At 70.5% G+C, this 22,946-nt stretch carries 19 protein-coding genes and 1 pseudogene; 9 read left to right on the plus strand and 11 right to left on the minus strand.

The window, feature by feature from the left end; all coding sequences use genetic code 11:
* Nucleotides 1–105 precede the first annotated feature (105 nt).
* The 4 genes from HOV77_RS27430 to HOV77_RS27445 all read right to left on the minus strand — a co-directional run bounded on the left by HOV77_RS27430 (nt 106) and on the right by HOV77_RS27445 (nt 4,165).
* On the minus strand, nt 106–564 hold the full coding sequence (locus HOV77_RS27430; protein WP_290866631.1) for an SRPBCC family protein: 459 nt from the start codon (nt 562–564) through the stop codon (nt 106–108).
* Between the two features lie 180 nt (nt 565–744).
* On the minus strand, nt 745–1,362 hold the full coding sequence (locus tag HOV77_RS27435; RefSeq protein WP_290866634.1) for a TetR/AcrR family transcriptional regulator: 618 nt from the start codon (nt 1,360–1,362) through the stop codon (nt 745–747).
* A gap of 116 nt (nt 1,363–1,478) precedes the next feature.
* Complete coding sequence (locus tag HOV77_RS27440; RefSeq protein ID WP_290866637.1) at nt 1,479–3,623, minus strand: YhgE/Pip domain-containing protein; 2,145 nt, start codon at nt 3,621–3,623, stop codon at nt 1,479–1,481.
* Nucleotides 3,620–4,165 (minus strand): ABC transporter ATP-binding protein, encoded by a 546-nt coding sequence (locus tag HOV77_RS27445; protein ID WP_290866639.1) that lies wholly within the window; start codon nt 4,163–4,165, stop codon nt 3,620–3,622. Before HOV77_RS27445 ends, HOV77_RS27440 begins: the two co-directional genes overlap by 4 nt.
* Before the next feature lie 346 nt (nt 4,166–4,511).
* On the opposite strand from HOV77_RS27445, the gene HOV77_RS27450 reads away from it, so the two are divergent.
* From HOV77_RS27450 to HOV77_RS27465, 4 genes and pseudogenes are all read left to right on the plus strand, one after another.
* Nucleotides 4,512–6,227: a VWA domain-containing protein gene (locus HOV77_RS27450; RefSeq protein ID WP_290866642.1), complete on the plus strand. Its 1,716-nt coding sequence runs from the start codon at nt 4,512–4,514 to the stop codon at nt 6,225–6,227.
* 128 nt (nt 6,228–6,355) lie between these two features.
* Nucleotides 6,356–6,838 (plus strand): annotated as a pseudogene (locus HOV77_RS27455) (nucleotidyl transferase AbiEii/AbiGii toxin family protein); the annotation flags it as partial.
* A 162-nt stretch (nt 6,839–7,000) separates the two neighbouring features.
* Complete coding sequence (locus HOV77_RS27460) at nt 7,001–7,441, plus strand: GNAT family N-acetyltransferase (RefSeq protein WP_290866729.1); 441 nt, start codon at nt 7,001–7,003, stop codon at nt 7,439–7,441.
* A 63-nt stretch (nt 7,442–7,504) separates the two neighbouring features.
* On the plus strand, nt 7,505–10,336 hold the full coding sequence (locus tag HOV77_RS27465; protein WP_290866645.1) for an EAL domain-containing protein: 2,832 nt from the start codon (nt 7,505–7,507) through the stop codon (nt 10,334–10,336).
* On the opposite strand, the gene hemQ is transcribed toward HOV77_RS27465, so the two are convergent.
* The 3 genes from hemQ to hemE form a co-directional block, all read right to left on the minus strand.
* Nucleotides 10,320–10,961 carry a hydrogen peroxide-dependent heme synthase gene (gene hemQ, locus HOV77_RS27470; RefSeq protein WP_290866732.1) on the minus strand — a complete coding sequence of 214 codons (642 nt, stop codon included), beginning with the start codon at nt 10,959–10,961 and terminating at the stop codon, nt 10,320–10,322. The genes HOV77_RS27465 and hemQ overlap by 17 nt on opposite strands.
* Before the next feature lie 95 nt (nt 10,962–11,056).
* Nucleotides 11,057–12,388 (minus strand): protoporphyrinogen oxidase, encoded by a 1,332-nt coding sequence (hemG, locus tag HOV77_RS27475; RefSeq protein ID WP_290866648.1) that lies wholly within the window; start codon nt 12,386–12,388, stop codon nt 11,057–11,059.
* Nucleotides 12,385–13,479 (minus strand): uroporphyrinogen decarboxylase, encoded by a 1,095-nt coding sequence (gene hemE, locus HOV77_RS27480; RefSeq protein WP_290866651.1) that lies wholly within the window; start codon nt 13,477–13,479, stop codon nt 12,385–12,387. The genes hemG and hemE overlap by 4 nt, the downstream gene beginning before the upstream one ends.
* 136 nt (nt 13,480–13,615) lie before the next feature.
* Between hemE and HOV77_RS27485 the strand changes: the two genes are divergently transcribed.
* Nucleotides 13,616–14,227: a DUF3000 domain-containing protein gene (locus HOV77_RS27485; protein ID WP_290866653.1), complete on the plus strand. Its 612-nt coding sequence runs from the start codon at nt 13,616–13,618 to the stop codon at nt 14,225–14,227.
* Between the two features lie 48 nt (nt 14,228–14,275).
* Here HOV77_RS27485 and HOV77_RS27490 read toward each other — a convergent pair whose 3' ends face one another.
* Both HOV77_RS27490 and HOV77_RS27495 read right to left on the minus strand, forming a co-directional pair.
* On the minus strand, nt 14,276–15,145 hold the full coding sequence (locus tag HOV77_RS27490) for a hypothetical protein (protein ID WP_290866656.1): 870 nt from the start codon (nt 15,143–15,145) through the stop codon (nt 14,276–14,278).
* 75 nt (nt 15,146–15,220) lie between these two features.
* Entirely contained in the window at nt 15,221–16,285 is a 1,065-nt protein-coding gene (locus HOV77_RS27495) for a trypsin-like peptidase domain-containing protein (protein WP_290866659.1), read from the minus strand.
* Nucleotides 16,286–16,662: 377 nt separating this feature from the next.
* Between HOV77_RS27495 and HOV77_RS27500 the strand changes: the two genes are divergently transcribed.
* The 4 genes from HOV77_RS27500 (at nt 16,663) to HOV77_RS27515 (ending at nt 22,069) form a co-directional block, all read left to right on the plus strand.
* Nucleotides 16,663–17,877, plus strand: coding sequence for a ribonuclease D (locus HOV77_RS27500; protein WP_290866735.1), 1,215 nt, complete (start codon nt 16,663–16,665; stop codon nt 17,875–17,877).
* Nucleotides 17,878–17,945: 68 nt separating this feature from the next.
* Nucleotides 17,946–19,142, plus strand: a complete 1,197-nt coding sequence (locus tag HOV77_RS27505) for a thiolase family protein (RefSeq protein WP_290866662.1) — start codon at nt 17,946–17,948, stop codon at nt 19,140–19,142.
* Complete coding sequence (locus tag HOV77_RS27510) at nt 19,121–21,202, plus strand: 3-hydroxyacyl-CoA dehydrogenase NAD-binding domain-containing protein (protein WP_290866737.1); 2,082 nt, start codon at nt 19,121–19,123, stop codon at nt 21,200–21,202. The genes HOV77_RS27505 and HOV77_RS27510 overlap by 22 nt, the downstream gene beginning before the upstream one ends.
* Before the next feature lie 75 nt (nt 21,203–21,277).
* Nucleotides 21,278–22,069, plus strand: coding sequence for a PhzF family phenazine biosynthesis protein (locus HOV77_RS27515; protein WP_290866665.1), 792 nt, complete (start codon nt 21,278–21,280; stop codon nt 22,067–22,069).
* On the opposite strand, the gene HOV77_RS27520 is transcribed toward HOV77_RS27515, so the two are convergent.
* Both HOV77_RS27520 and HOV77_RS27525 read right to left on the minus strand, forming a co-directional pair.
* A complete protein-coding gene (locus HOV77_RS27520; RefSeq protein WP_290866668.1) occupies nt 22,062–22,499 on the minus strand; it encodes a MarR family winged helix-turn-helix transcriptional regulator in 438 nt (145 codons plus the stop codon). The two genes, HOV77_RS27515 and HOV77_RS27520, sit on opposite strands and share 8 nt — an antisense overlap.
* Before the next feature lie 54 nt (nt 22,500–22,553).
* Nucleotides 22,554–22,910 carry a hypothetical protein gene (locus tag HOV77_RS27525; protein WP_290866671.1) on the minus strand — a complete coding sequence of 119 codons (357 nt, stop codon included), beginning with the start codon at nt 22,908–22,910 and terminating at the stop codon, nt 22,554–22,556.
* Nucleotides 22,911–22,946: the final 36 nt, after the last annotated feature.

The following is a 22,946-nucleotide window of genomic DNA, read 5'->3' on the forward strand; positions in this document are numbered from 1 at the left end:
CGCCGCCTTCCGCGCTGGACACCGCGCGTTCCCTGCGGATCACAGTTGCGCATGCTTCCGCTGCCGCTTGAAGCATGCATAACCGTGATCTGCAACTGTCGGGGGTCAGCGGGTGGGGCGATGCCGGGCGGCCAGCTCGTCGGTCAGCCGTCCGGCGGCCACCGCCCACAGCCGCTGGAAGCGCCGCCGCAGAAGCCAGGCGAGTAGCGTACGGTCGAACAGGCCGACGAAGCCGCGGCGCGGCTCGTAACGGGCGTAATTCTGCAGCCAGGTGCCGTCGGCGAGCTCGGCGAAGACTCGCTCGTGCTCGATCTCGGGCAGCCCGTCGGACCGGGCGACCTCTCGCAGCAGCCGCGGCTGGTCGAAGTCGAGCAGCTCATGATGTTGCGTCCGGCCACCCCGCAACCGCAGTACGCAGCGCCCGCCCGGTTTGTCCCAGCCGTCGAGGTCGTCGATCGCCTCGATCTCCGGTTGTAGTGCCGGCCAGTTCCGCGGGTCGGCCAGGTAGGCGAAGACCTCGTCACGCGGGAACGGCACGATCGATCCGAACGGGAACTCGGGCATGCATGCCTCCCCCGTGGTCCGCACGGTCTAGGGATGCGCGGCTTCCTCTTAGGATGCGCACCTTCCCCGTCGCCTGGATCGGCCGAATGGTCGCCCGGCCCGGCAGGATCGGCCGAATGCGTTCTCCCACAGCGACAGCCGGGCGGGCGCGCGGCGAGCGGGACGGCCGGTCGAGGCCGTTTAGAGGGACGGCCGGCTGCGCAGGACCGCGACGAGCCCGGCCTGGACTTCCTCGACCGGACGCTCGGGCGAGAAGATCAGCCAGTCGAGCGCGACGACCAGACCCGCTCCGAACAGCGCCGACGCCGAGATCCGGGGGTCCAGCTCCGGCGGGAAGTCGCCCGACTCCACTCCCGCTTGGAGCACTTCTGCGATCACGCTGATGGCTTGTTCGCGTACCAGGAGGATGGTCTGCTGCCATTCGCGGTTGGTCCGCCACATCTCGGCCAGCAGTAGTTGCGCGAAGGCTTGATAGCGCTGGATGTAGGACAGCTGCGCGCCGATCAGCGCGGTGATCGCCTCCCGGGGCGGCAGGCCTTCGATCGCGGCTCGCGACTCCTCCGCGAGCAGCCCGACGCCGTAGCGCAGCAGTTCCTCGTAGAGCGCGGTCTTGGACGCGAAGTTGTAGAACACCGTGCCCTTGGCGACGCCGGCTCGCTCGGCGATCTCGTCGACGGTGGTCGCGGTGAAACCCTGCTCCGCGATGAGCCCGACGGCGGCCTCGAAGATCTTCAGCCGAGTCGCGTCGCGTCGCCGAGTACGCCCGTCAGGCGAGTTGGAGAGGGTACGCCGTTCCACACCCCCAGTCTCACATGCCCGGTTTCCGACGGAGTCGATCACCCGCTCGCGGAGTTGATCAGGGAGCCCGGGACACGACACGCCGGACGACCGGGACCACAGGTTCATGATCAACGCTAAGGGAGGGTGGGGTGGAGGGTGCGAAGGGTGAGGCGGCGCGAGCGACGCGCGGCGTACGCCGTCAGAGCGAAGCAAGCGAAGCCGAAAGAGGCGAGCACAGCGAGCGCAACCCCGACGGAGGAGAGGGAACCGCCGACGGTCAGCCGCCGCAAGGCTCCGATGACGTAGGTCATGGGCAGCCAAGGGTGCAACGCCTGGAAGAACCCGGGTGAGGTCTGCACCGGATACGTGCCGCCGGACGAGGTCAGCTGCAACATGAGCAGTGCCAGCGCGACGAGCCGGCCCGGCGTACCGAGGACGGCGCCCAGCATCTGCAGGATCGCGGTGAACGTCAGGGACGTGGCGACGAGCAGCCCGAGTGTGCCGAGCGGGTGGACCGGGATCAGGCCGAGGGCGTACCGGAGGACCAGGTAGAGCACGATCGCCTGGGCGGTGCCGACGACGGCGGCGGGGACGAATCCGGCGTACGCCACGCGCCAAGCGGGCGCGCCCGAGATGGCATGCCGCCGGGTCAGCGGACGCAACAGCATGTAGGTGAGCATCGCGCCGACCCACAACGCCAGCGACAGGAAGTACGGCGCGAAACCGACGCCATAAGTAGCGGCCGCATGCCGGGTGTCACGCTGAAGCGCCACCAGATCGCCGAGCACACCGGATCGCGTGGCCCGATCGTCGGCGTCGTAACCGGGAATCCGTGCAGCTCCGTCGGCCAGCCCGTCGGCCAGTCGCGCCGCGCCGGAGTCCAGCGTCGCCAAGCCGGTGGCCAGGGTGCGCGTGCCGGTGGCGAGGTCGGCCAATCCGCCGTCCAGCTGCCGGGCTCCCGACGAGAGCCGGTAAAGCCCGCCCGACAACTGGTGCGCGCTGGTCGCTGCGGTGTGCGTACCCTCTTGCAATTGAGAAGCGCCACTGGCTAGTGCCGTAAGTCCGGCGGCCAGCTGGTCCACTTGGGACCGGGCGGCGGCGACGCGGTCGGCGAGCGTGGGCGCTGCCTCAGCCACGGCGCGGGCTTGCGCCGCCACGCTGCGCAACTGGCCCGCGAGCCGGTCCAAGTCCGCGGACTGGAGCCGTCCGCGCAGGTCACGGGCGGTCTGCGCGGCTTCGGCGGCGGCCTGGCGGGTGGCGATGAAGGCCGCGTCGTGCGCGAGCTCCGGGTTCGCCGCGACCAACGAGTCCAGTTTCGCCTCGACCTCAGCGGTACGCACAACGGCGCGGTCGGCGACCGTAGGCAATTCGTCGAGGTGATCGGCGATCGCTTCGGCTCCGGCGGCGATGGCGGTCGCAGCCGCCGCGATGTCGTCGGCGTGCTCGCGGAGGACCGGTTCGGCGGCGTTGGCCGCCTTGTCCACGAGCGCCGCGAGCTGGCGACCACCGGCCGCCGCTTTCGCCGTGCCATCGGCGAGCTGGTCGGAGCCGGCGGCCAGAGTGTCCAAACCGGACGCCAGCTGAGCCGAGCCGGAGGCCGCGGTGGCGGTGCCGTCGGCCAGCTGCCCGGCGCCGTTCTCCGCCTGACCGGCGCCGTCGGCGAGCTTGCCTGCGCCCGCGTTCGCGTCGTCCGCGCCGTCGGCGAGCCGGGCGGCACCGTCGGCGGCCTCGGCGGTCTGCGTCTTGAGGTCGGTGAAGCCGAGCAGCATCCGGTCGAAGTACTTCACGGCGGCGCTGCTCGCCGCGGCCGCCCGGATCTCGGTGAACGCGCTGCGAGCCAGCAACCCGGACAGGTAGTTGGTGCTGTCGTCGCTGGTGACCTCCAGGCGACCGGCCAGCGCAGTACGACCGGGGTCCGGCGCGTCGGCCAAATGCTGCGAGAAGTCCGCCGGGATCACGAGGACGAGGTGGTACTCCCCGGCCGCCAGACCGCGCTCGGCGTCGGCCCGAGTGGTCGGAACCCAGCCGAAGACCTGGCGATCCTCGAGCTCGTCCGCGAGGTCTTGTCCCGCGTGCACGATGTCCCCGTCGCTCGTCGCGGCCGGCCGATCCTCCTGGACCAACGCGACCGGGATGCGCTTGAGGTTGCCATAGGGATCCCAGAAGGCGGCAAGGTAGAGCGCGCCGTAGAGCAGCGGTACGACGGTGAGGACGGCGAGCGCGGCCCGGGTCAGCCGATGACGGCCGAATCGGCGCAGCTCCGAGCGAGCAGGGCTCATCGGGTGATCTCCACGATCTGATCGGGGGCGTACGCCGTCGCTTCGCGCACGGTCAGCACGACGGCGCAGCCGGTGGCTCGCAACGCGTCGGCCAGCTCGGCCTGTTCGTCGGCGGTGAGCTGGACGTCGGCGTCGTCGACGGCGATCACCGCCGGGTCGGCGAGCCGGGCCAGCTCGATCATGAGCAGATGGCGGTCCAGCGGCGTGAGGTCGCGCGCCTTCGTGCCCGGGTCGAACGGCAGCCGCCGCTCGGCGTCGGCCAGCCTGGCCTGGCGTTCTTCCCGGCGCGCCCGCGTGGGCAGGCCGACCGGGCGGAGCAGCCGGAGGCGTTCGCCGAGGTGTTCCCGGGCGGTCAGCATCGGCTCCGGCTCGTGTACGCCCCGGACCAGCCCGAGCGCGGTCTTCGCCCGTTCGACGGCGCCGTCGCTGTGGCGGAAGTTCCCCATCAGGGAGAGCAGGGCGGCCGTCCGGCCGCTGCCGGGTGCTCCCGAGAGCGCCACCAGCTCGCCGGGCCGGACCGCCAGGTCGAACGGCCGGAACACTGTCCCTTTCGTCCGGTCGGCGCGCCTCGCACGGCCGGGGGCTTGATGACCGAGCCCGCGGGCCGCCAGGACCGGGGCGGGCACCGCGGGCTCTGCAGTTTCGTCCTCCTCGAGCGGCTGTTCGACGTCGACGCGTCCCTCATCGCTTGACGCCATCACCGCTCCAGAGAAACTTAAACTGACTGGTCGGTACAGAAACATACCGCACGGTCGTCCCATTCGCCACACGGGGCGCGTAGTTGAGCCGTTGCTGCTGGTAAACATGGCCACAGACCGATGTTTCCGACCGGTAACTTTCGACCGAACGGCTATGGCAGCAGGCCTTTTCGCCGTCAACACTGGTTCGGTGCCAGGCCGACACCGTCCACCTCGACGCCCCGTCCGCGCCGTCGCCCTCACGACGGCGGTCCTCGCCGTGGCCGCCGCCGGTGCGTACGGCGTCGTCCGGCTGACCGGTGACGACGCGTCCGACTGCAACCCGTCCGGTACGCCGATCCGGGTGGCCGCCGCGCCGGAGATCGCCGACGCCGTACGCCAGACGATCAGCGGGCTCTGCCTGCCGGCGGAGGTCACCGCGACCGACCCGGCCGACGTCGCCGCGATCATCGCCGGTCAGCGCAGTGTGACCTTGGCCGGTGTCGGGCAACCCGACGGCGACGCCAAGGCCCCCGACATCTGGATCCCGGACTCCTCGACCTGGCTGGCCCGGCTCTCCAACGCCTCACCGACGCTCGCCGCGACCGACACGGTCTCGATCGCCCGCAGCCCCGTCGTGGTCGCGATGCCGGAACCGGTTGCCAAGTCGCTCGGCTGGCCGACGGCCAAGCTGACCTGGCAGGCGCTCCTGCAGAAGATGACGACCGACACGAAGCTGCACGTCGGGACCTCCGAACCGGCCCGCGATGCGGCCGCCCTGTCCGGGCTGCTGGCCCTCGGTCAGGCCGCGTCCACCTCGGCGGGCGGGCAGACGGCGACGACGGCCGCCCTGCGGGCGCTGTCGGCCGGCCGGTCGGCGCTGCGCTCGGACATCCTCGCCCGGTTCCCCCGGTCGGCCGAACCGGCCGCACTGGCCTCCGGCCTGTCTGCCGCACCCATGTCGGAGCAGGCCGTGCTGGCGTACAACGCGACCAAGCCGCCGGTGAAGCTCGCCGCGCTCTATCTCGACCCCGCGCCGGTGGCGCTGGACTATCCGCTCACCGTCCTGCCGGGCGCCGACGCCGGTCGCAAGTCCGACGCCGAGCAGATCCGCACCGCTCTCCAGTCGGAGACCTTCCGCTCGAAGCTGGCCGCGGCCGGGCTCCGCCTGCCGGACGGTACGCCCAGCACCGGGCTCACCCTGCCGCAAGGTGCACCGGCACCACAGGTCACGACACCGCCTAGCGCCACTCAGCGGGCCGCCGTCGCCGCCGGAGTCGACAAGGCGCTGTCCACCTGGATCGCCGTCACTCTCCCGGCCCGGATGCTGGCCGTCATCGACGTCTCCGGCTCGATGCTGGAGCGCGTACCGACGGCGGGCAACGCCACCCGGGAGCAGGTCACCCTGGAAGCCGCTCGGCGCGGTCTCGGGCTCTTCGACGACTCGTGGGCGGTCGGACTCTGGACCTTCTCCACCGAGCTCGAAGGCACCAAGGACTACCGGCAGCTCATCCCGATCGGTCCACTGTCGTCGCAGCGCACGTCGCTGCTGGCCAAGCTGGAGACGATCCAGCCCAAGCAGACCGGCGACACCGGGCTCTACGACACGCTGCTCGCGGCGTACCAGACGGTGCAGCACGACTGGGACCCCGGCCGGGTGAACTCGATCGTGATGATGACCGACGGCGACAACGACGACGCCAACGGCATCTCGCACGCCGACCTGCTCGCCAAGCTCAAGCAGCTGGCCGATCCGAAGCGCCCGATCCAGGTGATCATCATCGGCATCGGCCCGTCGGTGAACGCCGCGCCGCTCAAGCAGGTCACCGATCTGACCGGGGGTGGCGTGTTCACCGCCAAGGACCCCGCCAAGATCGGCGAGATCTTCCTGCAGGCGATCTCACTCCGCGCTGCCGGCCTCCACTGAGTCTTTGGGCGCTGGATCAGGGTTCTGGGTCGAATCTTGGCCCAAGATTCGACCCAGAACCCTGATCTGCTGGGGTTGAGGCGGGGTCGAGCCGAGCTCATAATGGAACACGTGTTCGGAAGACGTGCATGACCCCGGCCGAGCAGGAGGCGATTCAACGGATCGCCCTCAGCGCCGCCGCATCCTGGGGCTTCGCGCTCGGCGGTGGCCGGGCGCTGGTGGCGTACGGAGTCGCCGAGCGCCCGACCGAAGGCGTGGACCTGTTCACCGCAGACGACTCGGCCGTCCGCCCGGCCGCGGAAGCGGTGATGGACGCCTTGGCCGACGCCGGTTTCTCCGTCTGGGAGGTCGGCGACGAGACGGATCTGTTCGACGATCTCGCCGACATCCTCATCGAGCTGGCGGTCACCGGCCCCGGCGGCGGCTTCCTGCCGGTGTCGCTCGGCGTACAGCCACGGTCGGCGCCACCGACCGATTTCGGCGCAGGTCCGATCACCTCATTGGAAGATCTGGCCGCCATCAAGGTCGCCGCCATGGTCAACCGGGCCGAGATCCGCGACTTCATCGACGTCGCGGCCTTCCTGCGGCGGTTCGACCGTGCCCGGTTGCTCGACCTCGTGAGCGCGATGGACCCGGCGCTCACCGGCGAGGACTACGCAGCTTGCGTACGGCAGCTCGACACCTGCCCCGACGAGCACATCCGCCGCTATGGAGCCGACCCCGTCGCGGTACGCACAGCGTTCGCCGACTGGCCGCGTGACTACCATGACGACGTGGAGACGATCTTCCGGTCCGCCCGGTTCGCCGAGCTCGACGCGGCCACCCTCTATCGGCTGCTGAAACTCCGGGTCGACGTCTTCGTCGTCGAGCAGGAGTGTGCGTACCCGGAGCTGGACGGGCGCGATCCCGAGCCGGGCACCCGCCACGTCTGGGCCGCCGACGACGCCGGCGACATCCTCGCGTACCTGCGGATTCTCGACGACGGCGACGAGCTGCGGATCGGCCGGGTGGTGACGTCGCCGAAGGCGCGCGGTCGCGGCCTCGGCGGCCGGTTGATGGAGCGGGCGCTGGAGATCGTGGGCGACCGGCCGAGCGTGCTCGACGCACAATCCCATCTCAGCCGGTTCTACGAACGCTTCGGGTACGCCTCCGCCGGGCCCGAATTCGTCGAGGACGGCATTCCGCATACGCCGATGCGACGCGCAGCACGTTAGACGGTTTCTCCGGCGCGCTCTCAGACCCCGAGTTAGCGTCGGAAGATCGAACGCTGGGGCAAGGTGCTGTATCCGACCGTGATGATCGGGCTGATCATCGCGTACTACCTCATACCTCCGTTCCAGACGACGGCCTTGGTCCTCGTCGGGCTGGGCGGCGCGAGCGCGATCTTGATCGGCGTACGCCGTCATCGGACCGACCGTTGGCTGGCTTGGGTCCTCCTGGCGGCCGGGATCGTCATGATCAGCCTCGGCGAGGCCGTTTACGGGATACAGGGCGACGCCCGGAGCTTCCCCGGCGCACCCGAGCTGCTGTTCGTGGCGGCGTATGTGCCCCTGGCGCTGGGTTTGATCCTGATGGGGCGTCCGCGCACCCTCTCGTCCGATCTGATGCTGATCCTCGACACGATCGCCGTAGGGCTGGCCGCGACGCTCGTCGTATGGATCACCCTGGTACGCCCGGCCGTATTGAGCCTGCACCTGTCCGGGTACGCGAAATACATAGTGATCGCAGGGAATGTCGGGTACGCCGCCGTCCTCGCCAGCGCGGCTCTCGTGGCCGTCGCCTGGCGGGCGAACGCAGCCCTCCGAGTTCTCGGCGTCGGCCTGGTGGCCTTCCTGATCGCCGACTACGTCTACGGCACGGAGATCATCGCGGGCACCTGGACTCCGGGTGGACTGGCCGACTTGGGCTTCCCGATCTTCTTCGCGCTCAGCGGAGCGGCCGCGCTGATGCCGTCGATGAGCGAGGTCGCGTCGCGTACGCACGCCCGCAACATGCTCGGTGCCCGCCTCGTGATGGTGGCGATCGGACTGCTCGTCGCGCCGACGGTGCTGCTCGTGGCGGCCACGTCGGGTCCGGTCACGACCGGGCTGGCCATCGCGCTCACTGCGGTGGCGATCGGCATCGTCATGATCACGCGGATCTACTTGTCGGCGCGTGCGTACCAGCAGAAAGCCTTGCGGGAGAGCAGCCTGCGGATGGCCTCGCGGGCCTTGATGCTCGCGACCGATCGCCGGCAGATCGAGGCGGGCGTGACCGCGGCACTCCGGCAGCTGGTGCCGACCGCGACCGTCGCGATCACCGAGCCCGGCGGGCCGGTCCCCGAAGGTCTCGCGCTGAAGCTCCAGGGCGGCGAGCCACCGTGCGCGCTGGGAAAGATCGTGTTCCGCGGGCCGACCGCCCGGCTGGACGAGCTCACGCCGACCCTGCAAGCGCTCGCCGACCAGGCCGCGTCCGCCTACAGCCGGGTACGCACCGTCGAGGAGCTCGCCGCCGAACAGCGCGAGCAGTACTTCCGCACGCTCGTGCAGACCAGCACCGATGTCACGTTGATCAGCCGGCAGGGCGTCATCGAGTACGCGACTCCGTCGGCCCACGTCCTGTTCGGTCTCGAAGTCGTGGGCGCGAACCTCGACGATCTCGTGGCACGGCGCGGTGGTGCGGGCTGGCCGGACACGGTGGAGGCGGAGGAAGGCGAGGTTCACCGAGACGGCCGCAGTCTCGCAGTGCTGGTGCATCGGCGAGATCTCGCCAGTGATCCGACCGTCGCCGGGGTCGTGACGACGTTGCGGGACGTGACCGCCGAACGGGATCTGCGCCGCGACCTCGCGCATCAGGCCAGCCATGACGTGATCACCGGACTGGGCAATCCGCGGCTGTTCCGGCACGCGCTCGCCGAAGCGGTACGCACCCCGGGCGCGGCCGTGCTGCTGCTCGACATCGACGACTTCAAGCTGGTCAACGACACGTACGGGCATCCCATCGGCGATCAGCTACTGGTGGCCTCGGCCCGGCGGATCGAGTCCGTGATCGGCCCGGCGGACCTGGCCGCCCGCATCGGGGGCGACGAGTTCGGCGTGGTGCTCGGCGACTGCACCGACGTCGGAGTCGCCCGCGACGTCGCGCAACGGCTCGCCGACCTGCTGGCCGAACAGATCGAGGTGGAGGACATGGTGATCGAGTGCCGGGCCAGCATCGGGCTCGCGCACGCCGCGAACACTGAAGACGACAGTCTCCTGATGCGCCAGGCCGACATGGCCCTGTACGCCGCGAAGTCGGGCGGCAAGGGCCGCTGGCGGCAGTACGACGGGGAGATGAGCATCCCTGCGCGCAACCACGCCGAAGTGGGTCGCCGGCTGCGCTCGGCCATGGCGTCCGGTGAGCTGATCCTGGTCTACCAGCCGATCGTCGATCTCGTCACGGGCGAGACCGCCGGTCTGGAGGCGTTGCTCCGGCTGGAGGACGACGGCGATCACATGCCGCCGCCGCAGATCATCGCAGCCGCCGAAAGTACCGGGCTGATCGGCCAGCTCGGCGAGTGGATCCTCGACCGGGCGCTGGCCGATCTGCCGTCCTTCCAGCTGCCCGACCGGGATCCGTGCTATGTCAGCGTCAACGTCTCGGCTCGCCAGCTCCGGCGCAGCGACTTCACGGCGACCGTACGCCGAGCGCTGAAGAGCAGCCGGGCCGATCCGCGCCTGCTCGTCCTCGAGGTGACCGAGAACATCCTCATCGAGAACGACGACGAACGGCCGTGGGCTTACCTGGACGAGTTGCACGAGCTGGGCGTACGCATCGCCATCGACGACTACGGCACCGGGTACGCCTCACTCGGCTACCTCCGCCAGGACAGCGTCGACATCGTGAAGATCGACCGCAGTATGCTCAGCGACCTGACGCCCCGGGCGAAGCGCTTGATCGAGGGCGTCTCGGCGACGCTACGCCGGATCGGGGTCGACCAGATCGCCGAAGGGGTCGAGACCGACCACGCGCGGGCGGTCCTGGTCGACGCCGGTTGTCCCTACGGACAGGGCTTCCTGTTCTCCCCGCCGATGCCGCTCGACGAAGCCGTCCGCTGGCTGCGGTCGCCCGCCGTCACGGCAGGTTCGTGATGATGTCGGCGATGTCGCGCCGCCGGCCCGTGTAGAACGGGACCTCCTCGCGTACGTGCCGCCGAGCCCGCGAGGCGCGCAGATCCCGCATCAGGTCGACGATGCGGTACAGCTCGTCGCCCTCGAAGGCGAGCATCCACTCGTAGTCGCCGAGCGCGAACGAGGCGACCGTGTTGGCCCGCACGTCAGGGTAGCCCCGAGCCATCCGGCCGTGCTCGGCCAGCATCTCCCGGCGCTCCTCGTCGGGCAGCAGGTACCACTCGTAAGACCGCACGAACGGGTAGACGCAGATGTAGTTCCGCGGCTCCTCACCCGCCAGGAACGCCGGGACGTGGCTGCGGTTGAACTCGGCCGGGCGGTGCAGAGCCGCCTGCGACCAGACCCCGGTCAGGTTCCGGCCCACCGCCGTCCGCCGGAACAGCGAGTACGCCTCCTGCAGCGCGTCGGCTGAGGACGAGTGCCACCAGATCATCAGGTCGGCGTCGGCGCGCAGACCCGAGACGTCATACGTGCCCCGGATCGTGACGTCCTTCTCGGCGAGCCGGTCGAACAGGCCGGTGACCTCGGAGATCAGATCTTCCCGGAGGGTCGGCAACGGGCTGCTCGCCCGGAAGACCGACCACATCGTGTAGCGGATGGTGGCGTTCAGCTCGCGCAGCCGCGCGGCGTTGGTCTGCGCCGGTTCTTCGGTGACGACGACCTGTTCGGTGCTCTGCTCGGTCACTTGACGAATTCTCCCAGATCAGCGGCGGCTTTCTCGCCGGAGGTGATGCAGACGGGCAGGCCGACGCCGTCGAAGGCGGCTCCGGCCAGGACGACGGGCTTCGGTCCGGCTTCACGTCCGGCTCTGTGCTCGGCTTCGAGCAGCGACCGCGCTTCGGCGACCCGCTCGACGTGCCCCGGGGCGTACTGCGGCAAGGCTCCGCCCCAGCGGGTCACGCGTACCGCCGAGGCAGCCGGTAGCGGGCCGAGCACCTTGGCGAGGTCGGCCTGCACCGCCTCACCCAGCGCCTCGTCAGTCAGCGCGAGCGCGCCGACTTCGCCGTAGCGGCCGACGGAGACGCGGACGGCGGGCTCCGGTTGCCCGGAAAGGTGCTCCCACTTGCGGGAGAAGAAGGTGGCGGCCTTGATCGAGAGGCCCTGGTCGGCCGGGACGAGGAAGCCGGTGAGCTGCGGCAACTCCGCGCCGGGCAGCCGCAGCGTGACGAGGCCGACGCTGGCGTAGTCGAGCACGCTCACGCGCTCGGCGACCGGGGCGGGCAGCAGCGCCGCCGCCGGCTTGGCCGGGCAGGCCAGCACGTATCCGTCCGCGTCGACGTCGTCGAGGGACCGTAGCGGCTTTCCATAGTGGATGGTCACGCCGAGGTCGAGCAGCCGCCCGGTCAACGCCTCGACCAGCGAGGACAGTCCACCTCGGAGGGTGCCGAAGACCGGTCCGGCCGCCGATCGCTTGACCAGCGAGGCCCCGACACCGTCCCGCAAGGTGTGCGCTGTCTGCAGGGCCGCGTACAGGTTGGGGATGGTGGCCCGCAACGAGAGCAGGTCGGCTTGGCCGGCGTACACCCCGCCGAGGAGCGGGTCGACCAGATGCTCCACCACTTCCCCGCCGAGCCGGGATCGCACCAGCTCGCCGACCGCGACGTCCTGACCCGCCAGCACCGGTACGCCGAGATCACGGTCGTCGTCGGCGAGCGTCGCGACGCCGTCCAGCGCGGCCGAGAACCCCGGTACGCCCATCAGCGTGCCCGGCGGCATGGACTGCAACCGGCCGCCGACCCACAGGCCCGCCGCGCTCAACGCCGGATGCGTCAACCGGTCGCCCAGCCCGAGGTCGGAAACCAACCGGGCCGCCCCGCTGGGGCCGCCGTCCGGCGTACGCATCAAGAACTGCTCGGCACCGGTCTCGATCCCGTCGTCGGCCGTCCGGATCTTGCCGCCCAGCCGGGCGGTCGCCTCGATCAGCGACACGCGTACGCCGGACTCGGCAAGCCGCAGGGCTGCGGTAAGCCCCGCGATCCCACCGCCGACGACTACGACGTGACGACTGCTCATCGGACGCTGATCTTGTGGACGAGTTCGACGATCCGGGTCAGCATCACCGGATCGGCGTCGGGCGGCACGCCATGACCCAGGTTGAAGACGTGCCCGGGAGCCGCCTCGCCTTCGGCCAGCACCCGGCGTACCTCGTGATCGACGACCTCCCACGGCGCGCCGAGCAACGCGGGGTCGAGATTTCCTTGCACCGTACGCGATCGCGCTCCCAGCCGCGGCGCGCCCTCGACGGGCAGGTCGACGACGTCGGCCACCAGCGACGCAGCCTGGTCGAGCGGCGTACGCCAGTCGACGCCGACGACGTCCGCGCCCGCCTCCGCCATCGCCGTGAGCAGGTGGGCCGTCCCGACGCCGAAGTGGATCCGCGGTACGACCGGGCCGATGCCCTGCAGGACGGCGGCCGAGTGCGGCAGCACGAACCGCCGGTAGTCGGCCTCGCTCAACGCACCGGCCCACGAGTCGAACAGCTGCACCGCGCTCGCCCCCGCGTCGATCTGCACCCGCAGGAACGTCGAGGTGATCTGGGCGAGGCGCTCGGCCAGCCCGTGCCACAGCTGCGGGTCGCTGTGCATCAGTGCCTTGGTCTTGGCGTGGGACTTCGAGGGTCCGCCCTCGATCAGATAGCTGGCCAGGGTGAACGGCGCCCCGGCGAAGCCGATCAACGGCGTGCCCTCCAGCTGCGGGATCAGCATCCGGACGGCTTCCTCTACAAAGGAGAGATCGGCCGGTTCGGCGCGCCCGATCCGGGCGAGGTCGGCGGTGGACCGGATGGGGTCGGCGACCACCGGTCCCGTCCCGGCGACGATCTCCACGCCGACTCCAGCCGCTGCGACGGGCACCACGATGTCGCTGTAGAAGACGGCCGCGTCCACGCCGTGACGGCGTACCGGTTGCAGGGTGATCTCGGTGACCAGATCCGGGCGGCGGCAGGCCTCCAGCATCGACAGCCCGGCCTCGGCCCGCAGTTCGCGGTATTCGGGCAACGACCGCCCCGCCTGCCGCATGAACCAGACCGGAGTGTGTTCGACCGGCTCGCCCCGGCACGCACGGACGAAGACTGAGTCGACCGGGTCAGCTGCAATGCTGGTCATTCCACAGATCGTGCCACGTTTGCCCCGTGCCGCGAGCGGTGGGGCGCGCCGGTGAGGAGTACGCCACTGCGAGCGCGTCGCACCGCACGGCGTGCCGCACCACGCAAGGGAAGGCGATGCGCCCTAGGGTTGCGCTATGCCGACCACGCTTCGCACGCCACCGGACGTCTTCACCCGGGCGGTCGAAGCACTGCGATCCGCCGCCATCCGCCGGGAGATCTCCCTCGAAGAGGTCGGTGCGCCGACCCGCCTCGCGCCGTACGCCCACGCGCTGGGCGCGACCGTGCTGCGCGACGGCGAAGAGGTGGCCACCGGCCGGTTGATCCTGCTGCACGACCCGGCCGGGCACGAGGCGTGGCACGGGACGATGCGGCTGGTCACCTACGTGACCGCGGAGCTGGAACCCGAGTACGCCGCCGACCCGCTGCTGCCGCAGGTCGGCTGGTCGTGGCTGGTGGACGCGCTGGACGCGCACACCGGGCCGGGTCGCGAGCAGGGGTACACCGCGATCGCCGGCACCGTGACGCAGACGCTGTCGACCCGGTTCGGCGACCTCGCCCGGGTGACCGAGGAAGAAGAGCCGCCCGGCTCACCGACCGCCGCGGACCTGGAGATCCGGGCGTCGTGGACGCCGCTCGGCCCGAATCTCGACGATCACATGCTGGCCTGGTGCACGCTGCTGGCCTCGACCGCCGGACTGCCGCCCGAGGGCGTCACCGCGCTGCCCAACCGCCGCCGGGAAAGCTGAAACGGCCGGGCCCCCGTCGGGGAGCCCGGCCGCCTACCGCTGAAGTGCTCAGTTGGTCGCGATGTTGGCAGCCGCGCAGGCAGCCCGCATCGCCGGGAACGCCTTGTTGAAGGCCGCCTGGGTGGTCGAGGACATCATCTTGTCCACCGCGTCGACGCACGCGGTGAGCAGCTTGATCTTCTCGGCGTTGGCGTTCTTCGCGCCCTCGAGGTCCTGCTTGAGCTTCTCCGCCTCGGTCTTGCTGGTGCTCAGCTGCGCCTTGAGGTCTTCGAGGCTCTTCGCGTCGGTCGCCGCCTGGGTGGCCGCCGCCTTCTCCTTCTTCGACGCGTCACTCGACTTCACGAGGTACAGCGTCGTGACCGTGCCCAGGGCCAGCACGAGCACACCGACCAGGATGGACAGAATCAGGACCGCCGGGCCCTTCTTCGGCGCAGCCGGGCCCGCGGGAATCGCGGAGTAAGGCGCGCCGGTCGCGGGGAACGACGAGGTCGGCGCGGCCGGGTAACCACCCGAGCTGACCGGCTGCGTCGGGATCGCGCTGGTCGGGTAACCGGCCGGCGGGTTCACCGCAGGCTGCGCGGTCGGCACGGCCGCGGCACCTTGCTGGTACGCGGGCTGCACGGCCGTCGGGGCGGTCGTCTGCGGGTACGCCGGCGTCGCGGGCGGCGTCACCGGCGGGTACGCCGCGGTCGGCTGAACCGGAGCGGCCGGCTGAACCGGGGTGGCCGGCTGCACGGGAGCAGCGGGAGCCGGGTACGCAGGCTGCGCGGGCTGGCTGGGCGGAGTCCACCCGCTCAGCGGCGCGGTGGCCTCGGCGGCCGGGGCTTCCGGCTGAGCCGGGACGACCGGCTGGACGGGCGCCGGGGTCGCGGGCGGGTAGACCGGAGCCTGCGAGGGCTCCGGCTCAGGACTGGTCATAGGGGTTCCTCCGTGTGGGGTTGGCACCGGCTGGCGGCCGGTTGCCGAGACTGTGCGCCCGCTGGCTCGTGAGGGCTAGCAGATCTTGAACATGTCGCAGGCGATCTTGATCGGGATCGCCAGCCCGAGCCCCTCGGCATCGGTGAACTTCGCCGAGGCGATCCCGATGACCTCATAGCTCGCGTTGATGACCGGCCCGCCCGAGTTGCCGGGGTTGATCGGCGCGTCGAACTGGATGTACGGGCCGTGCTGGGTGTTGGCCTCGCGGAAGGCGCTGACCACGCCGCTGGTGACGGTGTCCTTCAGGCCGAGCGGCGAGCCCACGACCAGGATTTCCTGGCCGGACTTGGACTCAACCGGGGCGACCTTCAGACCCGGGATCTTCGCCGTGGTGTGCAGCTGGGCGATGTCGGCCTTCTTGTCGCCCGCGACGACCGTGGCGTCGTACAGCTGGTCGGCGTGCTCGATCTTGACCTTCTTCGTGCCGTCGTCCCAGACGTCTTCGATCACGTGGAAGTTGGTCAGCAGGTTCGTGCCGCCGTCGGAAGCCGCGGTGCCGACCGCGAAGGCGGAGCCGATGCTGTCCGAGGTGCGTACGCGGAACACGCTGGGCAGCGTCTTCGCCGCGATCTTCTCGGCGTTGAACTGCGTCGCGAGCTGGTTCTCGACCGCGTCGACCCGCTTGTCGGCGTCGGTCGCCTCCTGTGCCAGCTGCGCTCGGGTGGCGTCCAGGTCGTTGCTCAGGCTGTGCACCTGGTACGCCTGGAATCCGGTCACTCCGAGCAGCACCACGGCAAGCACGAGCGCGACGATGCCGGGCCAGCTGAGCCGGCGTACCGGGGTGGCGGGCGCGCCCGTCGGCGAGACCGGTCCGGCCGGGAAACCGGACATCGGGGCGGTCGCCGGGACGGACGACTGCGGCACCGGCGGTGCGTACGCGGGACGCTGCGCCGGCTGGGACAACGTCGCCTGCGACAAGGTCGACTGCGTCTGCTGCTGCGGCGGCATCACCTGCGGCTGAACCGGCTGCGGCTGCGCGGGCTGCGGCTGAACCGGCTGCGCAGGGGCTTGGTAACCGGTACCGGTGACCGGCGGCGGCGCGTACGCGGGACGCTGGTTCGGAACCGGAGATTGCCCCACTTGCGGCGACTGAAATCCAGTTTCCACCTTCGGTGGATAGGGCCCCGGCGGTGAGTATGGCGGCTGGGCCTGTGGTTGCGTCGGATCCGAGCCCGTCGTCATGTCAGAGCCTCCCCATCGTGATCACTGACCCGCCAGAAGGTACCGGTTACCGGCCATTCTGTCTTCCCCTTTCAAGTCCTGCATCGGCCCCGTTCCGAGTGAGCTTCGCAACTCGGCGGGCCGACGCGCCGCACCGGCTGACCCACCACCGCATGGCGTACCCGTAGGTTGTTCATGTGACCGACGACGAAACCGTGCTGCGGCGTCGAGTCCGCACGCGCGACGGCGGCGGCAACCCCCTTGACGCAGCAGCCCCGCAAGGGGTTCCTTCGACGCTGCTCACCGAGCCCGCCGAGGGGACACCGCAGCCGGTGACCAGCCCCGCCGAGCTGGAGCAGGTGATCGCGAGGTTCGCGGCCGGCACCGGTCCGGTGGCGATCGACGCCGAACGGGCCTCGGGCTACCGCTACAGCCAGCGCGCCTATCTGGTGCAGCTTCGCCGCCAGGGTGCCGGGACCGCGCTGATCGATCCGATCCCGTTGGGCGATCTGTCCGGTTTGGACGCCGCGCTCGCCGACACCGAATGGGTGCTGCACGCCGCGAGCCAGGACCTGCCTTGCCTGGCCGAACTGGGCTTGCGCCCGCGGAAGTTGTTCGACACGGAACTGGCCGCCCGGCTGGCCGGATTCGAGCGGGTCGGACTGGCCGCGCTGACCGAAAATCTGCTCGGCTACACGCTGGAGAAGCACCACTCGGCCGCCGACTGGTCCAGCCGTCCCCTTCCCGAGTCCTGGCTGACCTACGCGGCGCTCGACGTCGAGCTGCTGGTGGAGTTGCGCGACGCGCTCGTCACCGTGCTCGCCGAGCAGAGCAAGACCGAGTACGCCGATCAGGAGTTCGCCGCCCTCGTGGTGAGCGGGGCGCAGCCGCCGAAGCCGCGTACCGATCCGTGGCGGCGCACCTCCGGGATGCACCGCGTCCGGGGCGCCCGGGCTCAGTCCCGCGTCCGGTCCCTCTGGTACGCCCGCGACCAGATCGCCCAGCGCCGGGACACCGCGCCCGGCCGGGTGCTGCCCGACTCCTCGATCGTGGCGGCCGCCGAGATGGACCCGAAGACGGAGCGGGAACTGTTGCTGCTGCCCGGTTTCGGCGGCCGGTCGACTCGGCGGCTGGCCGGGACCTGGCTGGACGCGCTGGCCGAGGCGCGGGCGCTGCCGGACACCGCGTTGCCGACGACTCCGCCGTACGAGGGACCGCCTCCGCCGCATCGGTGGGCCGAACGGGATCCGGCCGCGGCCGCCCGGCTGGCCCGCGCCCGGGAGGTCGTCGCCCACGTCGCCGGGGAGCTGTCGATGCCCCCGGAGAACCTGATCACCCCCGAGTACGTGCGCCGCCTGGCCTGGGAGCCGCCCGCCGACCTGAGCACCGTCGGCGAGCTGCTCGCCAAGTTCGGGGCTCGCCCCTGGCAACGGGAGCTGCTGGCCGACGAGCTGGCCAAGGCGCTCGCCCCGGTCGAGGAGAGCCCGGCGGACGCAGAAACCTCACAGTGACCCGACCTACCTACCGGTAACTACTCGCGGGTAACATCGGGAGTGTCCAACCACTCCTAGGAGGCGCTGTGCCCCGCAACGTCCGCGATGTCGTCTTCGTCGACGGCGTACGCACTCCGTTCGGCAAGGCCGGGGGTGTCTACGCGCAGACTCGCGCCGACGACCTCGTCATCCGATGCATCCGTGAACTGCTCGCCCGCAATCCGCAGCTGCCGCCCGAGCGCGTCGAGGAGGTGGCCGTCGCCGCGACCACCCAGATCGGCGACCAGGGCCTGACCCTGGGCCGGACCGCCTCCCTACTGGCCGGTCTGCCCAAGACCACTCCCGGCTACTCGATCGACCGGATGTGCGCGGGCGCGATGACCGCCGTCACGACCGTCGCGGGCAGCATCGCGATGGGCGCCATCGACGTCGCGATCGCGGGCGGCGTCGAGCACATGGGCCGCCACCCGATGGGCGAGGGCGTCGACCCGAACCCGCGGTTCCTGGCCGAGAAGGTCGTCGACCAGTCCGCCCTCGTCATGGGGTCGACCGCCGAGAACCTGCACGACCGCCTCCCGGAGATCACCAAGGAGCGCACCGACCGGTTCGGCCTGCGCTCGCAGGAGAAGACGGCCGCCGCGTACGCCGCGGGCAAGCTCCAGCCGGACCTCGTGCCGATCGCCGTACGCGACGAGAACGGCGCCTGGGGTCTGTCGACTGTGGATGAAGCACCTCGGCAGACCAGCCTGGAGAAGCTCGCCACCCTGAAGACCCCGTTCCGTCCGCACGGCCGGGTCACCGCGGGCAACGCCGCCGGCCTGAACGACGGTGCGACCGCCTGTCTGCTCGCCTCCGCCGAGGCGGCCGAGGAACTCGGCCTGCCGGTCGCGATGAAGCTGGTCAGCTTCGGCTTCGTCGGCGTGGAGCCGGAGGTCATGGGCTACGGCCCGATCCCGTCCACCGAGAAGGCGCTCAAGGTCGCCGGGCTCACCATCGACGACATCGGCCTGTTCGAGCTGAACGAGGCGTTCGCCGTGCAGGTCCTGGCGTTCCTGGACCACTACGGGATCAAGGAGGACGATCCCCGGGTCAACCCGTGGGGTGGTTCCATCGCGGTCGGGCACCCGCTCGCGTCCAGCGGCGTACGCCTCATGACGCAGCTCGCCCGCCAGTTCGCCGAGCACCCCGAGGTCCGCTACGGCATCACCGCCATGTGCATCGGCATCGGCATGGGCGGCACGGTCATCTGGGAGAACGCGCACTGGAATGGAGAGTCGAAGTGACCTTCCCCGCTGAGGTCGTCACGCAGGCCAAGCTTCGGTTGACTGCGGTACCCGGTCTGGACAAACCGGCCGCGATCATCACGCTCGACAACGGCTTCGACCACACCAAGCCCAACACCATGGGACCCGGTGGGCTGGCCGGCCTGAGCACCGCCATCGACGAGGCGCTCGCCGCCGAGCCCGCGTTCCTCGCGGTCACCGGCAAGCCGTACATCTTCTGCGTCGGTGCCGACATCACCGGCATCCCGTTCGTCACCGAACGGTCCCAGGCCGCCGAGATCGAGGCCCTGGGCCACCAGGTGTACGCGAAACTGCGTACGGCGCCGGTGCCCACCTTCGCATTCGTCAACGGAGCCGCGATGGGCGGCGGTCTGGAGCTGGCCCTGCACTGCCAGTACCGCACGCTGTCCGCAGGCGCGGCGGCGCTCTCGCTCCCCGAGGTGGGCCTCGGCCTCATCCCGGGCTGGGGCGGCTCCCAGCTCCTGCCGAATCTGATCGGCGTCGTCGGCGCGGCTCAGGTGATCGTGCAGAACCCGCTCATGATGAACAAGCAGCTCCGCCCGAAGCAGGCGGTCGAACTCGGCATCGCCGACGCGCTGTTCGAACCGGCCGACTTCCTGGAGCGGTCGCTGCTTTGGGCGGCGTCCGTCGTCACTGGACAGACGACGGTTCAGCGGCCGGAGATCGACCGCGACATGTGGGACGCGGTCGTCTACTTCGCGCGTACCGAATTGGACAAGAAACTCCATGGAGCCTCGCCGGCCGCGACCAAGGCGCTGGACCTGCTGGCGCTGGCCAAGGACGGCGTGACCGAGGCGGGCCTGACCGCGGAGCGCGAGGCGGCCACCGACCTGATCATGTCCGACGAGCTGCGCGCCGGCATCTACTCGTTCGACCTGGTGCAGCGGCGAGCCAAGCGCCCGGCCGGCGCTCCCGATCGCTCGCTCGCTCGGGACGTCAGCAAGGTCGGTGTCGTCGGCGCAGGTCTGATGGCGTCGCAGCTGGCGTTGCTGTTCGCTCGCCGACTCGAGGTGCCGGTGGTGATCACCGACCTCGACCAAGAGCGCGTGGACAAGGGGCTGGCCTACGTCCAGGCCGAGATCGCCAAGTCGGTCGCCAAGGGACGGCTTTCGGAGCTCAAGGCGGCCAAGCTGCGTACGCTGGTCACGGGCACGGTCGACAAGGCGGCCGGGTTCGCTGACGCCGACTTCGTCATCGAGGCGGTCTTCGAGGAGCTCGGCGTCAAGAAGAAGGTCTGGGCCGAGATCGAGGAGATCGTCTCGCCGGAGGCCATCCTCGCCACCAACACCTCGTCGCTGTCGGTCAGCGCGATGGGCGCCGAACTGAAGCACCCGGAGCGTCTGGTCGGCTTCCACTTCTTCAACCCGGTCGCGGTGATGCCCCTGCTGGAGATCATCCGGGCCGAGCACACGAACGACGTCACCCTGGCGACCGCGTTCGCGCTGGGCAAGCAGCTGAAGAAGTCGTGCGTACTGGTGAAGGACGCGCCCGCGTTCGTCTTCAACCGCATCCTGACCCGGTTCTTCGGGGAGATCTACAACGCCATCGACCTCGGTACGCCGCTCGACGTGGCCAACACCGCGCTCGACCCGCTCGGCCTGCCGATGCGGCCGCTGGAGCTGCTGCAGCTGGTTGGACCGGCGGTCGCGGCGCACGTCGGCAAGACGATGCACGTGGCGTACCCGGATCGGTTCAAGGTCTCCCCCAGCATGGAGAAGATCGTGACCGCCGGGCTGCCGCTGCTGGTCGACGACGAGATCAACCCGGCCGTGGTCGAATTGCTGGCGGGCGGACAGACGCCGCTCACCGCCGACGAGGTACGCGAGCGCGCGCTTGCCGCCCTCGCCGAGGAGATCCGGATCATGCTGGACGAGGGCGTCGTGGCCGACTCGGCCGACATCGACCTCTGCCTGATCCTCGGGGGCGGCTGGCCGTTCTGGCTCGGCGGCATCACGCCGTACCTGGACCGGACCGGCGTCGCCGAGAAGGTCACCGGCCGCCGGTTCGCCCCGGCCGGAGTGGCGACCCTCCCCGCATAAGCCCCATCCCCCTTCCGCCGCGCGGCTCCCGGTGAGCCGCGCGGCACTTTCGTCGCAGGGCCTAGAGTCGATCTCGTGACGATCGTGGACGCATGCCTACGGGACGGCCGGGGCGGCTCGCCCACCGTGGTGCTCCCCGAGACGGGTCTGTCCGATGAGGAGCGCCGGGCGATTCCCGAGCAGCTGCGGACCTCGCACGCCGTCTTCGTCGACATCGGCGAGACCGAGGTGGCCTTGCGGTTCTTCACCAGCACGGGCGAGTTGCCGTCGTGCGGGCACGGAACGGTCGCGGCGTTGGCGTACCTGGCCGATCGGTTCGGCGACCGCGACTTCCAGCTGCGTACGCGGGACCGGAGCTTCCTCGGGCGGGCGGACAGCGGTAGATACCTCTTCGACGCCGGACAGGTCCAGCTGCGGGAACCCGCCTCCGGAGAGTGCGACGGCGTACTGGCCGCGCTGGGCGCGACTCCGGTGGCCGGGTTGTGCGTCGCCTCTGTCGGGCGTGAGCGGCTGCTCGTCCCCGTCGCCACCCCGGTCGTCCTCGCCGGGCTGACGCCCGATCTCGACCGGCTCCGGTACGCCTGTGACCACTTAGGACTGCTCGGCTGCTATGTCTACTGCCAGTCCCCGCCCGGCCGGTACGCCGCCCGGATGTTCGCCCCGTCGATCGGCGTACCGGAGGACATCGCGAACGCCAACAGCACCAGTTGCCTGGCGGCGTACCTGGCTGATCGCTCCGGCGGGGACGTCACGCTCACCGTCGACATGGGCGATGCTTTAGGCGTACCAGCTGCAATTGATGCTCTTGCCGAACGAACCGCGACCGGGCCGCGAGTGTGGACCGGCGGCGCGGCGGTTGTCAGGTAGGCAGGCCGTTCTCCGCGGCCAAGTGGCCGAGCGCACCGGCGAGCTGATCCCGCTGATCCGCGGAGAGTGAGCCGGTGAGCTCGGCGTCGAGATCGCGGGCGAGCCCGGCGCACTTCGCGAGCAGCTTGCGCCCAGGCGGCGTGAGCGTGAGCACCATGCGCCGACGATCCCCCGGATCCCGAGTACGCGCGATGGCCCCGATGCTCTCCAGATGATCGGCGAGCGAGACGATCAGGCTCGGCGCGACCCCCATGAGCCCGGCCAGCTCCTGCTGGCTGGTCGGCGGACCGCCCGCGAGCACGGTCAGCACGCCGACGTGTTTCGGCTTGAGGTCCAGGTCGGCGAGCTTCGCCGTGAACCGCTCCGTCACCAGCGCGCCGAGCGTGCCGAGCCGGAAGGTCACAGTCGCCGGCATCCCGATGTCGCTCACGCTCGTAATGCTAGGGCGACGTCTGCCCACCATCGCGACGACTTGGCGTACGCGTCACGCCGCCGCCACGTAGACCGCGGAAGCCAGGTGCACCACCGCGCCGACGGTGGACGCGATCGTCATGCCCAAGATGCGCCGCCGGAACCCGATCACTCCGTCGCCCGCCTGCACGAGCCCGAGCAGCACCAACATCGCCGCCAACGCCACGCCCTCCGGACGCGCCGCGAAGAGGACCAGCGCCACCGCACTCAGCGGAACCGCGCGCACGGCGTACGCCTGAGCGAAGAACGTGACCCCCGGCGTCACCACCTCGGCCGGGCTGAGCACGAGCGTCGGCCGCAGTACGCCGAGCACCCCCGACACTCCGGAACCCAGGACCAGCAGCGCGTTCAGGATCAGAACCGCAGTCATCGCGTACCTCCAGAATCATTCTCTTGCTGAATGATT

This window comes from Hamadaea sp., from assembly GCF_013362815.1.
Taxonomy (GTDB): Bacteria; Actinomycetota; Actinomycetes; order Mycobacteriales; family Micromonosporaceae; genus Hamadaea.

Coding starts and splice junctions, on each gene's coding strand:
- HOV77_RS27525 (WP_290866671.1), bottom strand. CDS start 22,910: ATGACTGCGGTTCTGATCCTGAACGCGCTGCTGGTCCTGGGTTCCGGA.
- HOV77_RS27485 (WP_290866653.1), top strand. CDS start 13,616: ATGCCGACCACGCTTCGCACGCCACCGGACGTCTTCACCCGGGCGGTC.
- hemE (WP_290866651.1), bottom strand. CDS start 13,479: ATGACCAGCATTGCAGCTGACCCGGTCGACTCAGTCTTCGTCCGTGCG.
- HOV77_RS27490 (WP_290866656.1), bottom strand. CDS start 15,145: ATGACCAGTCCTGAGCCGGAGCCCTCGCAGGCTCCGGTCTACCCGCCC.
- HOV77_RS27430 (WP_290866631.1), bottom strand. CDS start 564: ATGCCCGAGTTCCCGTTCGGATCGATCGTGCCGTTCCCGCGTGACGAG.
- hemQ (WP_290866732.1), bottom strand. CDS start 10,961: ATGTGGTCGGTCTTCCGGGCGAGCAGCCCGTTGCCGACCCTCCGGGAA.
- hemG (WP_290866648.1), bottom strand. CDS start 12,388: ATGAGCAGTCGTCACGTCGTAGTCGTCGGCGGTGGGATCGCGGGGCTT.
- HOV77_RS27440 (WP_290866637.1), bottom strand. CDS start 3,623: ATGAGCCCTGCTCGCTCGGAGCTGCGCCGATTCGGCCGTCATCGGCTG.